The organism is Nocardia sp. NPDC050710 (assembly GCF_040654375.1).
Classification (GTDB): Bacteria; Actinomycetota; Actinomycetes; order Mycobacteriales; family Mycobacteriaceae; genus Nocardia.
Map to the genome: position 1 here is coordinate 317,362 of NZ_JBFAHV010000002.1, position 15,192 is coordinate 332,553.

Sequence of the window (15,192 nt, forward strand, 5' to 3'; positions counted from 1 at the left end):
GGTCGGATATCGGTCAGCGGCGCTTGCGCGGTGAGATCACCAGGACGACGCCGACGACGATGGCGGCGATGACGACGACCCAGCCGAAGGAGAGTGCGCCGCCCGAGTTCATCGTGGCGGGTCCGAAGAGGGCCCAGGCGCTGACCGCGAGGGCCAGCAGGCCGACGAGCAGCAGCGATGCCGACGGGCCGCGCCGCTCGGTCGTTCCGGTGTGTTCGGTGTTGTCAGCCACGTTCCACCACCACCTCACCCATTCGGACATCGACATTGAGATCGAGCACGGGGGCGCCGGGGGTGTTCGGGCCGGTAATGCCCTTGGGGCAGGACTCGTCTCCCATGGCGACATTGCACTGGGTGTTGACGGTCATGCCCGCGGGGATCAGGACCCGGGCCTCGCCCATCTGTACCGACAGATCCACGGACCGGTTCTCGGTCAGGTTCAGTCCGCGCAGATCGAGGGTGCCCTCACCCATCGACAGGTGGTACTCCGCCTGCAAATCGCTGAGGGAGGTCGGCGCCCAGGTGCGGTCACCCATGGTGGCCTGGTCGAATTCGATCGGGCCGACCAACGAGGCGAGCAGGACGAATCCGGCGAGTGGGGCGGTCACCACCAGCAGCCCGTAGCCGCGGCGCAGGAATGCGCCGAGTACCAGGCCGAGGCCGACCACTGCCAGCGCCACCGCGGCGATCCGACCGGGCGTCATCCATTCGACGCCGGAGGCGGCGGCCGCACCGGCCCCTGCCGCGGCCAGGATGGCGAGGCCGAGTACCACCGGGGTGAGCCGGGACCGCGGGCGTTTGGCGGGCGGGGCGACGACGGTGCGGACCGGGCTCGGGTCGGGAAGGTCCCACGCCAGCGGCGCGACGCCGAGCGGATCCCAGGATGGCGGGGTCGGGCCGCCGCTGAGGGCCGGGCGCGCCGGTTCGACGGTGCGGGTCGGGGGCTGTTGCGGTGCGGACTCGGAGGGTTTCGCGCCGGGGCCCTCGGCCGGGCTCCCGTCGGCATTCTTGATCAGCGATGGCCCAGTGGTGTCCTCGGCCGGTGTCGTGGTGCTCGCGGGAGTTTGCGCACTGCCGGACCCGGTCCTGGCTGCGGTCCCAGTGTCGGTACCGGCCGCGGTGTCGGTGGCCGGGCCTGCGGTGGCCGGAGAGATGAGCGGAGTGCCCTGCGCGGCAGGATCGTTCGCTGTCGATGAAGCGTTCTTGTCGAGTACGGCGGTGTCGGAGTCGTTCTTGTCGGGTACCGCTGTCTCGGACGTGTCCTTGTCGAGCAGTACCGTCTCGGAGTCGTTCTTGTCGAGCAGTACTGTCTCGGCATCGCCTTTGTGTAACTGCACATTCACGGCATCGGCGTTTAGCGCGGTCTCGGCATCGGTCTGCTCCGAAACGGGCGGTGTGTGGTGCGCGAACGATGCATCGGGGATGTAGGCGTCCGGCAGCTTCGTATAGGGCGTGTACATATTCGTGGGCGGGGTCTCCGGCGCGTAGAAGCTGCCGGTGGCGCCGGTCGGGAATACGGCGCCGGGGTAGCCGGTCGCGGTCAGCCCACCGTCGAAGCCGTAGTTGTCGAGCCCGCTGGTGCCGGGCGGTGGTTGCGGTGTCCGCATGTACAGCATCCACCAGCCCGCGAGCATCAGCGCCAGGCTGATCAACCCGGAGCCCGCCAGACCCACCCCGAACGGACCCATGGTGCTCACCGCGATGGCCAGCGCCACGATCAGTACTACGGTCTTGGTCTGCGATTGCGAGCTGTGGCCCTTGCCGAACAGCGACTCGGCCGCCGAGGTCTCATCGCCCGCCTGGCTGAACATCAGCCAGGCCGCGAGATAGAGCACGATCCCCGCACCGCCGAACAGCGTCGACACCACGAACGCGATTCGCACCAGTACGGGGTCGATGTTGTATCGCTGACCGAACCCGGCCGCGACGCCCGCGACCGGCCCCTGCCGCGGCAACCGTACCGGCCGCGTGTGCCAGATCTGCTGGAGCTGCTCACCGAAGCTCGTTTTCGTCATGTTTTCCATGGTCGGCCGAGACGGCGCCCCGGCGCATCGGGGGGAACCCTGAAACTTCTCCGGATCTAATTGGACCAAGCGGTCGCATGGTAGAGGTGGTTCGTCCGAGGTAGAGAAGGCGCGACAACGCGAACAACCTGCCGTATACCGGTCCGTTCTGGGAAGCAGGAGGCATACGACCTGTTATAAGCCGACCTTATGAAACATGAACGCGCCCCGCCGAATTTGCCCCTCTTGGGCGGGGCGCGTTTCGGACGTCTGGACTCAGCGGCCAAGCATCTTATTCACGGCGCGCCGCGCTCGAGCGCTTTCTGTCGTTCTCATGCGGTTCAGTGGTCGCCGTAGCGTCGAGGGCCGGGCGCGGCGGCGGCGAGTTCGGTCGCTGCCCGTTGCAGCGACACCGCTGCTGGATGCTCGGCACCGAGCAGGGCTGCCGCTTCCTCATAGATCGGTTGGATCTTGTCCCGCAACTCCCGGGACTTGCTCATGTCAAGGTTCGGCACCAGAGATTTCCTCTCATCGGCTCGGGCATCGGCTGGTCGGGATGTCGCGCGTTCCCGAGTGGTCGCTGAACACGAACGGGTTTCCTTGGATGCGGCCTGTCACGCTCATATTGACACGCCAGGTTCCCGCGTAACAGGCTGCGCTCACCTCGTAGGACCTGTAATTCGGCGGCCCCGGTGGGATCGCGGCATCGGTGATATAGGCGGCGTGCCGCCCTGGAGGTATTCCAGCGCCAGGGTCAAGATGTGCTCTTCGGGTGGCCCGTCGCACTGGGCGACACCATTTCCCTTGACCTCCGGCTGGTACACGGATAGCCGACTATATGTGAGTTCGAAACCACAAGACTTGGCGGCGATGAACTCCAGGTGTGCACCGGCCGGTGCGATGCTGAGCGCGGCGGAGCCGAGGATCCCGACGAAAATGATTGTGTTACAGCGAGATAGCATTTTCGTTCCTTGTTGAGTCTGGAAAAGGGCTGCGCGCGCTTAGTGCTCCCGTGAGGTGGCAGGCTTCATCCGGCCGCGCCACGCGAGCGATAGCGCTCGACCCGGTGACAGCCACCCCGGCCGGTCGTCGATCCAGACGACCGGCGCCGGAATCGACCCGTTGCTGATGCACGCCCACAACGTTTCGCGCGTTGTGCGGTAGTGGCGCATCATCTCGGCCGCCTCGACGAACATCGCCGTGCGAGGGCGCCGGAACGGCGGTGCGTCCGGCGACCACATCCGGACGCACGGCAGCGACCAGCCGGGCCACCGGCCGATTTCGATATCGGGCGATGGAACCCACACCCGCGGACCGTGGCGCCACGCGAGCAGTTGCTCGTACGGTGTGCCGCTCAGCATCGCGAACGACCCGAGGCTGTAGTACCGCCGCACACCGACGTCTCGCCGGTCGGGTCGGTACTTCTCGGCAATCGCCGCCGTCATCGCGCGCCGTCGACGTACGAGATATGCAGCGGGTCAACGTCAATCGCGACGTACTGACCAATCGCAGCGAGCGCGGCCACGACGTCCGCGTCGACTTCGTCGGTCTCCAGGCCGAGCGTGACGGGGTGCGTGACGCCGAACTCGTCGACCGCCCACCATGAGCCGTCCCCGCGCTGTAGCCATCCCATCGGGCTCTCGTCGACCGGCTCGCCCTGACGGGCGTGTTCGTCGCGCCGCACAGGAACCTCGCTGCGCGCTCGTCCGGTGTGATGTGCCCGGCCGTGACGAGCGCACGGTATGCACCGCGCTTGCGGGTGCACAACTCGATCGTGCACGCGGCGTGGCGCTGCATTGCCTGGTGCGCCTCGGGCACGCTGAGCGCGTGGTCGCGCGCCTCGTGCGGCCAACCGTGAGGCGGCACAGTGCGATCGAGTAGGTCGTCGTCCTCGGCGATGAGCGCGGCGATTTCGGATGATGCGGCCATGGGCCACCCCCGGATCCGTAGGCGAGAGTTGAGTCGCGGCGCCGACCCAACGAGGCGGCGTAGATGTACTATGACACCATTCAGTGAAGTGTCATAGTACAGTTCGAGAATCGGTAGAAATTCCGATATTGAGCATCAGATGCCTAGAAAACTATCGGATACTCCTGCCGGAACGCCCAGCGTTCCGGCGGGTACACCGCTTCGTCGAACTGGAACGGACGATCATCAGAGTCGTAGGCCGTCAGCCAGTAGACCAACGCTGGCGCGTGCTCGGACAGTCCGAGGGTCTGACGTTCCTCGGCCGTCGCCTCCCTGGCGCATACCTGGTCGCGGGCGTACGCCGATCGAATGCCGAGTACTTCCGCGAGATACCGAACGGTCCCGCCGCGCAATCGCTCGGGCTTCGTCAGGCGCGGTGCCGTTTCGGCGAGTGAGGCGGCAAACCACGACGTTGATAGCTCTACCGGTCCGCTATTGCCCTCGATCACCCGCCGACGCTGGATTACAGCGGAACCCGAGATCAGGCCGAGTGCCGTTGCCACATGCGCGGGCGCGGAGACGATGCCGACGAACGGGAACCGCACCGCTTCGGCGTCGGAATACATCGTGCCCAGCGCAGCCGCGCGTTCGTACCGCTCTCGTGCGCGAGGCGCGGCCTGGGGAGCGCGCACGTAGGTACCGCTGCCTCTGCGTGATTCGACAAGACCTTGCTGCCGCAACGTGTCCAACGCCTTCGCCGCGGTCGGCCTGGCAACATTCCACTCGACAGCGAGATCACGCACCGACGGGACGTCGGCACCCGGAGGAAGGTCGCCGCGCACGATCTGATCCCGGAGATAGCCGGCGATTTGTAGGTACTTCGGTAGTGCCTCTTCGATCTCGGGCAACGATTCCTCCGGGTGTCATAGACCACTGGTCAGTGTACGATCAGCCACTCGATGACCAGTAAAGCGATCGTGCTCGCCGCAGGGGGAGGCGGCGACGTCGTTACCGCGTCGGTGCTCGCGGCGAAGCTCCGGCACCGGTTCGACACCGTGGCCTTCATGAGCTACTCATGGGACCGGCTACTGGTCGATCCGACGCCAGGGCCACGTAGCCGCAGTGACTTCGACGGACTGATCGAACATGATGAACTGATCGCTGAGGTCGCGGCGTCGGCGCGGCTCCGCGGTCACGGATGGTCGACCCTGCCCCCGCTTGTGCCGTACCTGGCGTGCCCATTGCTGCTCATGGACCCGGCCGGCGGTGCAATCGGTCTCGCTGCCCAGTTCCGCACCGCATCCCAAGTCTTCGGTGCGGACGTTCTCATCCTTGTTGATGTCGGCGGCGACATCCTCGCCGAAGGGCACGAGGTCGGCTTGCGCAGCCCACTGGCCGACTCGCTCACGTTGGCAGCCGCAATACGATCGGACCTGCCGTTACACGTGTTCGTCGCCGGGGTTGGACTCGACGGCGAGCTGACGCCAGCCGAGGTGCGCACGCTGCTGTGCAGGCACGGCTCAGCTGCGGTCGCCGACCTGCTCGCCGCTGATGTGTCGATGGTCGCTGAGGTGTGGAACTGGCACCCGTCCGAGGCCAACGGACTCGTTTGCGTCGCCGCACAGGGCTGGCGCGGCACAGTCGAGACCCAGCGTGACGCGCTCATAGACATCACCGACGACGCCACGGTGGTGTACGAGGTCGACGCCCCCGGCGTAGCTACTCACTCTCTCGCGGCCGACTTGTCCCACACCATCTCAATGGAGCAAGTAGAACAGCGCATTCGAGCTCGTCGAGGCTACAGCGACATCGACACCGAACGTAACCGACTGTCCACACACCGAGAACAACAGATGCCGACGGCCGACACAATCGACGATATCGACCGCTATGCGCACACCGCATCACTCCGCGGTGTCAACGCCCTCACAATGCGTCGGGTCTTCGAGCTGAGTGGCGCGGTAGGCGCAGACGCCGGAAACATGCTGCGCGACCTGCTTGGACGCGAGCGGCCAAACAACATGCGGCCACCGCTATACCTGGTGTGACCCGTCCAACGACGCGCGCTGGATCGTCAGGTGCGCTTCATGCTGTTACTCTCGGCGGCGTCGACTGCCGTCCTCCGGAACGGGGTCGATCGCGGGTCTCGGCTACTGACCGCAGTGCCCGGCACCGCACCCGATTCGAGTGCGGTGCCGGGCTATTGCGCGGACGGCGGTGCGGGCCGGACCCGCACCGCCGTCTCGGATCACAGGGCGATGACGTCGCCGTAGACCGCGCCGTTGGTGGTGGCCTCGGGCGATTCCACCTCGATCCGGGTGTAGGGCCGGATGCTGAGCGGGCCGCCGCAGCCCTCCACCAGCAGGTGGAAGTCCCGGCTCATCACATATCCGGTGGTGCCGCCGGAGAGGGTCTTGGTCCCGACCTCGACCTGCTCGATGACACCGGGGGTGACGGTCAGGTCGAGGTCCACCGACGCGGAGATCTCCGGGCCGATGCCCGCGTCCACGCTCGGCGTCAACTCGTCGGGGGTGCCGCCGATACCGAGCGTGAACCCGGCGTCGAAGCCCGCGCCGACGTGCGCCCCGAACGTCAGGTCGATGCCGACCATGCAGCTCACCAGGTAGCCCGTCTTCAAGGTGCCGGTCCCGGGGCTGTCGACGCGACCATGGGAAGTGTTGTTCAGGAACACTTCCCGGGTGGTCGGCAGCCCGTTCTGCGGCGGTACCGGGTTCGCGACGAGATCGGTGTGGCCGACGGTGAATTGGAAGCCGGTCGGGGTCGCGTAGTTGTTCTCGTGCGCCGCGTAGACGAAAGCGTTGGCGGTGCCCGCGCCGACGCCGAGAACGCCGATGACGACCACGACAATCGCGAGAATGGTGGTGAGTACGGACTTGTACGACATATTTCCTCCCCTGTGCGGTGCTGTGGGCCGCGTCGCTCGAAAGTCGATGAGCTGGTGTGCGGCCCGGGAGAAACGTATGTTCGGCGGAAAGCCGCGCGCGACCGTCCTTTTCCGCCTCGGCACGGAAAATCGCAGGTAGAGGCCATTCCTCGGGTTATCCGGTCCGGTGACCCGCCTCCGGACGCCGCATCGGCATACCTTCCGCTCAGGTTGTCCCGCTGCCCCTGAGACCGGCCTCAACCCCGCAGGTCATCGCCCCTGTGTTGTCCGGACCGGACAGGCCACGTCCGGAAGACGCGGCCGATCGCCGCGCCGTTCGCGAAGACGCCCGAGCGAGCCGCCGCGCCGAAGGCGGTCGTCGTTCTCGACGCATTGCCCACTGATGTCGGCAAACCCTATAAACTCGGGCGAGCTCGACCGAACCGCTGACCGTCCCGCCGTCGAGGCCATACTCGGCGCATACGCCATCGGATGGAAGGTCGTGGTGCGCCCATGACTATCGCGTCGATCGTCCTGGTTGCCGTCGCCTATCCGGTGATCTCGCTCGGAGCGATCCGATGAATAACCGGATGGTTCCGGTCGTCATCGTCGGTGCGGGACCCACCGGCCTCACCGCTGCGACCCTGCTCGCCCAGTACGGCATCGAATCCCTGGTGCTGGAACGGTGGGAGGGCGTCTATCCGCAGCCGCGGGGCGTGCACCTAGACGGCGAAATCCGCCGGATCCTGGCTCGTCTCGGTGTCGACGACGACTTCGCCGCGATCTCGCGACCCGCACTGGGCCTGCGCCTTGTCGATCGCACCATGCGGGTACTGGCCCAATTCGATCGCGACCCGGCCGGTGGGCGCAGTGGTTATCCGGAGGCGAACCTGTTCGATCAGCCGGAACTCGAGGCTGTCCTGTTGGCCAATGTGGCACGGCATCCGAGGGTCACCATCCGCGGCGATGCCGAGGTCACCGCCGTCACGGCGGAAAGCGACCGGGTGCGAGTCGATTACACCGACCGGACATCCGGCGAAGCCCAATCGGTCCGAGCGCGGTACGTGCTGGGCTGCGACGGAGCCAACAGCCTGGTTCGAGCCTCGATCGGGGCCACGATGCGGGATTTGAGATTCGAGCAGACCTGGCTCGTGGTGGATCTCGCCACCGACGCCGAGCTCGGCGAGTGGGAGGGTGTGCATCAGGTGTGCGATCCGGCTCGCGCCGCGACCTATATGCGGATCGGGGCGACCCGCTACCGCTGGGAATTCCGGTTGCGAGCCGGGGAGACGGCAGCGGACTACCAGGATATCGCCGCCCTGCGTCCATTGATCTCACCGTGGACCAAGGACATTCCGGTCGAGGAATTCGAGGTGGTCCGTATCGCCGAGTACACCTCCCTCGCCCGCATCGCGGACCGATGGCGCGCCGATCGGATCTTCCTGCTCGGCGACGCCGCCCACCTCACCCCACCCTTCATCGGCCAGGGCATGGGCGCCGGACTGCGCGACGCCGCCAACCTCGCCTGGAAACTCGCCGGAGTCCTCGCCGGAGTCTTACCCGTGAGCGTGCTCGCCACCTATGAGATCGAACGAAAACCGCATGCGCGGCACCTCATCAGGCTCGCCAGATTCACCGGTACCGCGATGACCGACGGCGGTGAATTCGGCAACCTCCTGCGTCGCCTCATCGCGCCGCGCCTGCATCGCATACCGGGTTTCGACCAGCTCGTCACCGGCGGTGAGACACCGAGGCTGCACCGCTCCGCACTGATAGCGCGACGTCGGCTCGGGCCGGGCCTGGCGGGCACGCTGATCCCGAACCCCCGCCTGGACGGCGGGCACCGTTTCGACGCCGTCGCCGCGGGCCGGTACGCGATCGTCACCACCATCGAGCCGACCACGACCCAGCGCGCCGAAATCGAACAGCTCGGAGGGATTGTCGTGGTCGCCAGGCCCGCGAGCGAATTGGGTCGCTGGCTGCGCGGGGGACATACCCGTGCCGCGCTGATCCGTCCCGACGGGACCGTGCAGCGGACCAGCCGGAAGCTGCCGGTCCTGCAATCCCTCCTGCCCCGCTTCGATATTCGCGTCGAATCGACCGGCGGCTCAGCGCACCACCACGGGAGTCCCGAAGCATAAGAGCCGATGCGACCGCCGCATCGGTAACCCGGGCATCGACGCGTCCGATAGCGACGCTTCGAAGATCAGGGTTCTTCCTGATAGCTGGTGTCAGGGGGCCGTGCCAGTATCGAAGGCATGTACCCGTTTGTTCCCGCGTCCGACGCTGCCCGCAGGGCGGCGGGTGGTTTCCGCGCGGATCCGCCCCCGGGGTTCGGGTTCGCTCCCGGGTGGGGGCTCATGCAGCCGCCGGTGCTGGATCTGGGGCCACATCCGCAGGTGCGGCTGGTCCGGCGCTCGGGTGGCCGCATCGTCGGCGGGGTCGCGGGCGGTATCGCCGATCACCTCGGACTCGACGTGTTCAAGGTGCGGATGGCGTTCGTGCTGCTGTCCGCGCTGGCGGGGGCGGGCATCGCCGCCTACGGGCTGCTGTGGATCTTCACCCCGAGCGGCTCCGATTCGGTGAAGGCGTCCGGCACCGAACGGCGGCAGGCGATCGGGCTCGCGCTACTCGGGATCGGGCTGGCGATCGCCGTCTCCTGGCTGATGAACGGGACGGTCGCGGCGAAGATCATCGTCCCGATCGTCGTGGTGGCGGTCGGCGCGGCGCTGGTGTGGCGCGAATACGACACCGACGGCCCGCGCTCGCTGCTTGGACTACCCGCGCGTCCCTCGGTGGTGACCTGGGCCCGCATCGTCGCCGGGACCACCATGATCGTGCTCGGGCTCGGCGTAGTGGTGCTGGCCAGGATCGATCTGAGTTCACTCGGTTCCGCGCTGATCGCGGTGGCGGTCACGCTCATCGGAGCCGGACTGCTGACGGTGCCGCTGTGGCTGCGCATGATGCGTGCACTGAACGCAGAACGCGCGGCCCGCATCCGCAATGAGGAACGCGAGGAGATCGCCTCGCACCTGCACGACTCGGTGCTACAGACACTGGCCCTGATCCAGCGCCAGGCCGACGACCCGCAGGAGGTGGCTCGGCTGGCCCGCAGCCAGGAGCGCGAGTTGCGCAAATGGCTGTTCGAGGATTCCGGTCCGGCGCAGTCGAGTCTGGCCGCGGCGCTGCGCACCATCGCGGGCGAGGTGGAGGATCAGCACGGCGTGAAGGTCACCCCGGTGACCGTCGGTGACGTGTCGATGGATACCGGCGAGACCGGAAGCGGCCTGCCGAAGGAACATTTCACCGCACTGCTCGGGGCGAGCAGGGAGGCGCTGGTGAACGCCGCCAAGCATGCGGGCGTCCCGGATATCGACCTGTTCGCCGAGGCCGAACCGCATCAGGTGAGCGTCTTCGTCCGCGACCGCGGCGCCGGATTCGACCTCGACGCCGTCCCACAGGACCGCCAGGGCTTGGCCAAATCCATTCGCGGCCGGATCGAGCGGCGCGGCGGACAGGTCGAGATCCTGTCCACGCCCGGCCGGGGCACCGAGGTGCGGATCATCATGCCGCGTACCGATTCCGGCGATCCGGACAACATCGGCGCGGCGGATTCCGAGGTGCCCGAGGGGGAGACCGACCGGCATACGGTGCATAACGCCGGGTGAGCGTGCATCGCCGCCGCTGACGCGGAGTGATGGCGAGTTCGAATTCTTGTGGTACCGATTGAGTGCGGGCAGCCCGGCGGGCGGTCCGCGAGTCAGGGTGGATGGATCCACCGAACGTGAGGAGAAGTTGGGTGGCCGTGCGGGTCTTTCTCGTCGATGATCACGCCGTATTCCGGTCGGGCGTGCGGGCCGAGCTGAGCCGTGAGCCCGATATGGAGGTGGTCGGCGAGGCCGGAGGAGTGGCCGAGGCGATCGCCGGGATCAAGGCGGCCCGCCCGGATGTGGTGCTGTTGGATGTGCACATGCCCGACGGCGGCGGCGTCGCGGTGCTGTCCGGAATCGAGGACGGCCCGGTCTGCCTGGCGTTGAGCGTGTCCGATGCCGCCGAGGATGTGATCGCGGTGATCCGGGCGGGCGCCCGCGGTTATGTGACCAAGACGATCTCGGGATCCGAACTGGCCGACGGCATTCGACGGGTTGCGGGCGGCGACGCCGTATTCAGTCCGCGCCTGGCGGGATTCGTGCTCGACTCGTTCACCGGCAAGTCGCCGGTACCGGAGCCGCCGCTGGACCCCGAACTGGATTCGCTGACCCCCCGTGAACTCGAGGTGCTGCGCCTGCTGGCCCGCGGTTACACCTACCGCGAGATCGCCGAGAACCTGTTCATATCGGTGAAGACCGTGGAGACCCACGCCTCCAACGTGCTACGCAAGACACAGCAGTCCAATCGCAATGCCCTGACCCGCTGGGCGCACCGCCGCCGTATTGATTAGTTCGTGACTACATCACGGCGACGAGGACGGCGATGAGGAAGACCAAGCCGATCAGCAGGCCGATGGCGATGGCGAGGGGTGCGATGCTCGGCTGATTTCCCTTGGCGCGCTGCGGCGCCGGTGCCGCAGCGGCGCCGACACCGGCCGGTGCGCGATGCGGGCGGGGCAGCGGCGCCGAATGCGGGCTGCGCAGGCCGGAGGCCGAGTTGCGTGCGGCCCACGCCGGGATGGTGCCGTCTTCGGTGCGCACGGGGGCGCCCAGAATGTAGGGACCGGTGCCGGTGCCGAAGGCGGCGGTGAGGATTTCATCCCTGGCCTCGGCCATTGTCGGCCTGCGCTGCGGGGCGGGCTCCAGCATATGCAGCAGGGCGTTGGTGAGGATGCCACAGCGAGTGGGCGGAATGATCTGCGCCATGGCGGCGCGTTCGACCACGGCGCCGCTGTCGTCGTCCATGCCGAACGGCGGCTGTCCCTCGATCGCGGTGTACAGCGTTGCGCCGAGGGAGAATACGTCGCTGGCCTCGGTCTGCCGCGCGCCACGGGCTACCTCGGGCGGCAGGTAGGCGGGGGTGCCGGTGATCATGCCGTCCGACTCGTCGGAGAGATCGCCCGCGCCGCGCGAGATGCCGAAGTCGCTGAGCTTGGCCATGCCGACGCCCGGCCCGCGGTCGGCGACGAGGATATTGCCGGGCTTGATATCGCGATGCACGATGCCGACGGCGTGCGCGGCGGCGAGTGCGTCGGCGACCTGCGCGCCGATCTGCGCGACCTCGACCACCGGCAGCGTTTCGACCAGGCCCAGCGCCCGGGCCACGCTGCGGGAGGGTAGGTGTTCCATCACCAGCCAGGGCTCACCGGCCTCAAGCACCACGTCGTAGACCGCGATGGCGTGGTCGTGCGAGAGCTTCGCCGCGACCCGGCCCTCATGCATGATCTGGTTGCGGATCCGGTTCGCCTCGGCCTCGGGGAGTCCGGCGGTGGAGAGCACCTGCTTGATGGCGACATCCCGATCGAGCAGCCGGTCGTGGGCCAGCCATACCGCGCCCATGCCGCCGCCGCCGAGCTTCGACTGCAACCGGTAGCGGCCAGCGACCAGATACTCGGGGCCGACGATGGGACGGGGTCGATCGATCATGGGTGCAGGGTATCCGAATCTCGTGTTAGCCGACCTGATTCGAGCGGAGCGTGCCCGGGCCCGACCTGGCTGCCGCGCTTGCCGATCGCCGGTCCCGCAGTAGCCGTGACCCTACCCGCGCGGCTTCCGTGTATCGGATTCCGGGGTGGATTCGCCCTCGCCCTCGCCTTCGCCCTCGCCTTCGCCTTCGCCCGGAAAAGCCTCCGCTATCGCCCAGAAAATCTGTGGCGGCTGTGGCGGAGGACAACGGGCGGGAGTGGGGTGAATCGCCGTACGCGCGGCGCTCTTGACGGATCCCGGGGCCGGGTTTCTACTTGAGGCGTATCGAACGTATATTCGATATCGATCGATAGCTGGATCGGTGCTGACCCTCGCTTCTCGGGTGAGAAACGAGGTCGGTCCGCTCGCTTCGCCTCGGGGTCCATCGTCGGAAGTAGGTGGTTGTGATGGGTTCGGACGTGCGGGTGGGGGATGAGAAACACCAGCGGAAGCTGGATGAACTCCGCAGGAGGATGGCCGCGATTCCGGGGCGCGGAGAGTCGGCGGCGGTGCGGATTCCGCGCGCGGCCGAACTGCGCCGGGAGTCGCTGCCGGTGCCGCCCGCCCTTGCGGAATTGTTGCCTGACGGGGGTCTCGGCAAGGGTTCGGTCGTGGCATACACCGGTGCGCGGTCGCTACTTGCCGGACTGCTCGCCGCGGTGACCGAACACGGCGGGCATGCCGCGGTGGTCGGGGTGCCCCGGTTCGGGCTGCTCGCTGCCGTGGAGATGGGCGCCGAATTGGCGCGGCTCGCCGTGATCGCCGACCCCGGCCCCGACCCGGTCGAGGTGGCCGCGGTGTTGCTGGACGGCCTCGATCTGGTAGTGCTCGGCCTCGGTAATGCCTCCGTCCCGCCCTCCCGCACCCGGGTGATCGCGGCCCGCGCCCGCAGTCGGGGCGCCACCCTGGTGGTCACCGACGGCCATTGGGCCAATCCGACCCTGCGCCTCGACGCCCGCGTCTCCGGCTACGCGGGCCTCGGCGCAGGTCACGGTCGGCTGCGCTCGCTCTGCCTGGACGTCGACGTCCGCGCCAAGGCCGGTCCGCCCCGGCGCGGCCGCATCGATCTGTGCCCGAACGCGGGCCGCGTCGAATGGGTGACGCGGGAAACCCCGATCCGCTCGAGCGAAATGCCGATCGCCGCCCGTGGCGCGGTGTCATGAACCGGTTCCGGTCGTGAATGGAAGAGGCGGTGCGGCACCGTGATCCGGCCCGGTTCGGCGCGGGTGCTCGCGGTGTGGTGTCAGGATTGGCCCGCGGTCGCGGCGGCCGCGGCGGCGGAGCTGCCCGCGACGCGTCCGGTGGCGGTACTGTTCGGGAATCGGGTGGTGGCCTCGTCGGAGGTGGCGCGGGCCGAGGGGGTGCGGCACGGGCTGCGCCGCCGGGAGGCACAGTCGCGGTGCCCGGATCTATTTCTGGTACAGGCGGATTCGGATCGGGATGCTCGGCTGTTCGAACCGGTGGTCGCGGCCGTGGACGCGACGGTGCCGGGCGTGGAGGTGCTGCGTCCGGGGTTGCTGGTGCTCGCCGCGCGCGGAGCCGCCCGATTCTTCGGATCCGAGGAGGCGGCGGCCGAGCGACTCGTCGACGCGGTGGCCGCGGTCGGGGTGGAGGCGCAGATCGGGATCGCCGACCAACTGTCCACCGCGGTGTTCGCGGCCAAGCGCGGTGTGCTGGTGCCACCCGGGGAGGGGGCGCGCTTCCTGGCTCCGCTGCCGATCGCCGAACTGGCTGCCGAGCCGAGTCCGGCCACGCCGGAGCGCGCCGATCTGGTGGATCTGCTGCATCGCCTCGGCCTGCGGCGGATCGGGGATTTCGCCGCGTTGAGTCCGGCCGAGGTCGCCTCCCGTTTCGGGGTCGACGCTGTGCTGGCGCATCGTTGTGCCCGGGCGGTACCGGAGCGTCCACCCTCGGCGCGGCGACCGCCACCGGAGCTGACCGTGGAGTACCGCTGCGATCCGCCGATCGATCGGGTCGATGCCGCCGCCTTCGCGGGACGTATGCTCGCCACTCGGTTGCATACCGCGCTCGCCGCCGCCTCGGTATCCTGTACCCGGCTCTCTGTATTCGCCGAAACCGAAGCGGGCGAACAACTCTCGCGTATCTGGCGATGTGCGGAGCCGCTGACCCCCGAGGGCACCGCGGATCGGGTGCGCTGGCAACTGGACGGCTGGTTGACCCGCCGCGCCCGCCCGACCGCGCCGATCACCCTGCTGCGCCTGGAACCCGTCGAGATAGCGCGGGCGGGTGCGTTGCAGCTCGGACTGTGGGGTGGGGTCGGGGAAGAGAACGAGCGAGCCCGCCGCGCCCTGATCCGGGTGCAGGGCCTACTCGGCGGTGAGGCGGTGCGGGTCGGCGTGCTCAGCGGCGGTCGCGGCCCCGCCGAGCGCATCACCATGGTCGTGCTCGGCGATGAGTTGGTGCCCGCCGCCGACCCGGAACAGCCGTGGCCCGGCCGCATGCCCCTGCCCGCGCCCGCCGTGCTGCTGCTGAACCGTCCGCCGGTCCGGCTGGAAGCCGCCGACGGAACCCCGGTGCGGGTCACCGCGCGCGGCCTGTTCTCCGCCGACCCGGCCCGCCTGCGGTGGGGCAGCAGCCAGTGGCGGTTGACGGGCTGGGCCGGTCCCTGGCCGGTCGACGAACACTGGTGGACCCCCGAATCGGCCGCCGCGGCGGCCCGCGCCCAGGTCCAACTCGACGGTGCGTCTACCGACGTCCGGGTTCTGCTGCTCATCTACCGCGACGAAACCTGGCGAGCCGAGGGACTCTACGACTGAATTCC

The 15,192-nt window shown here is 68.2% G+C and carries 14 protein-coding genes; 6 read left to right on the forward strand and 8 right to left on the reverse strand.

From position 1 onward, the window contains the following. Nucleotides 1-13 precede the first annotated feature (13 nt). The 6 genes from AB0H61_RS07140 to AB0H61_RS07165 form a co-directional block, all read right to left on the reverse strand. Nucleotides 14-232, reverse strand: a complete 219-nt coding sequence (locus AB0H61_RS07140; RefSeq protein WP_357300362.1) for a hypothetical protein — start codon at nt 230-232, stop codon at nt 14-16. Next, nucleotides 225-2,024: a PspC domain-containing protein gene (locus AB0H61_RS07145; protein WP_357300363.1), complete on the reverse strand. Its 1,800-nt coding sequence runs from the start codon at nt 2,022-2,024 to the stop codon at nt 225-227. Before AB0H61_RS07145 ends, AB0H61_RS07140 begins: the two co-directional genes overlap by 8 nt. Nucleotides 2,025-2,344: 320 nt before the next feature. Further along, entirely contained in the window at nt 2,345-2,518 is a 174-nt protein-coding gene (locus AB0H61_RS07150; protein WP_357300365.1) for a hypothetical protein, read from the reverse strand. A 486-nt stretch (nt 2,519-3,004) separates the two neighbouring features. After that, nucleotides 3,005-3,448, reverse strand: coding sequence for a hypothetical protein (locus AB0H61_RS07155; protein ID WP_357300367.1), 444 nt, complete (start codon nt 3,446-3,448; stop codon nt 3,005-3,007). Then, nucleotides 3,445-3,687, reverse strand: a complete 243-nt coding sequence (locus tag AB0H61_RS07160; protein WP_357300369.1) for a hypothetical protein — start codon at nt 3,685-3,687, stop codon at nt 3,445-3,447. The genes AB0H61_RS07155 and AB0H61_RS07160 overlap by 4 nt, the downstream gene beginning before the upstream one ends. A gap of 388 nt (nt 3,688-4,075) precedes the next feature. Beyond that, nucleotides 4,076-4,819, reverse strand: coding sequence for a GntR family transcriptional regulator (locus AB0H61_RS07165; RefSeq protein WP_357300371.1), 744 nt, complete (start codon nt 4,817-4,819; stop codon nt 4,076-4,078). Between the two features lie 51 nt (nt 4,820-4,870). Here AB0H61_RS07165 and AB0H61_RS07170 point away from each other — a divergent pair, with 51 nt between their 5' ends. After that, on the forward strand, nt 4,871-5,959 hold the full coding sequence (locus AB0H61_RS07170; RefSeq protein WP_357300372.1) for a DUF1152 domain-containing protein: 1,089 nt from the start codon (nt 4,871-4,873) through the stop codon (nt 5,957-5,959). A gap of 200 nt (nt 5,960-6,159) precedes the next feature. Here AB0H61_RS07170 and AB0H61_RS07175 read toward each other — a convergent pair whose 3' ends face one another. Continuing rightward, nucleotides 6,160-6,816 (reverse strand): MspA family porin, encoded by a 657-nt coding sequence (locus tag AB0H61_RS07175; RefSeq protein WP_357300374.1) that lies wholly within the window; start codon nt 6,814-6,816, stop codon nt 6,160-6,162. A 557-nt stretch (nt 6,817-7,373) separates the two neighbouring features. Here AB0H61_RS07175 and AB0H61_RS07180 point away from each other — a divergent pair. From AB0H61_RS07180 to AB0H61_RS07190, 3 genes are all read left to right on the forward strand, one after another. Then, nucleotides 7,374-8,936 (forward strand): bifunctional 3-(3-hydroxy-phenyl)propionate/3-hydroxycinnamic acid hydroxylase, encoded by a 1,563-nt coding sequence (locus AB0H61_RS07180; RefSeq protein WP_357300376.1) that lies wholly within the window; start codon nt 7,374-7,376, stop codon nt 8,934-8,936. Between the two features lie 219 nt (nt 8,937-9,155). After that, a complete protein-coding gene (locus tag AB0H61_RS07185) occupies nt 9,156-10,463 on the forward strand; it encodes a PspC domain-containing protein (RefSeq protein ID WP_357300586.1) in 1,308 nt (435 codons plus the stop codon). A gap of 101 nt (nt 10,464-10,564) precedes the next feature. Beyond that, on the forward strand, nt 10,565-11,236 hold the full coding sequence (locus tag AB0H61_RS07190) for a response regulator transcription factor (RefSeq protein ID WP_357300377.1): 672 nt from the start codon (nt 10,565-10,567) through the stop codon (nt 11,234-11,236). Between the two features lie 7 nt (nt 11,237-11,243). Here AB0H61_RS07190 and AB0H61_RS07195 read toward each other — a convergent pair whose 3' ends face one another. Beyond that, nucleotides 11,244-12,371: a serine/threonine-protein kinase gene (locus tag AB0H61_RS07195; protein ID WP_357300378.1), complete on the reverse strand. Its 1,128-nt coding sequence runs from the start codon at nt 12,369-12,371 to the stop codon at nt 11,244-11,246. A 446-nt stretch (nt 12,372-12,817) separates the two neighbouring features. On the opposite strand from AB0H61_RS07195, the gene AB0H61_RS07200 reads away from it, so the two are divergent. Both AB0H61_RS07200 and AB0H61_RS07205 read left to right on the forward strand, forming a co-directional pair. Next, complete coding sequence (locus AB0H61_RS07200; RefSeq protein ID WP_357300380.1) at nt 12,818-13,573, forward strand: hypothetical protein; 756 nt, start codon at nt 12,818-12,820, stop codon at nt 13,571-13,573. A gap of 42 nt (nt 13,574-13,615) precedes the next feature. Next, a complete protein-coding gene (locus tag AB0H61_RS07205) occupies nt 13,616-15,187 on the forward strand; it encodes a DNA polymerase Y family protein (RefSeq protein ID WP_357300588.1) in 1,572 nt (523 codons plus the stop codon). Nucleotides 15,188-15,192: the final 5 nt, after the last annotated feature.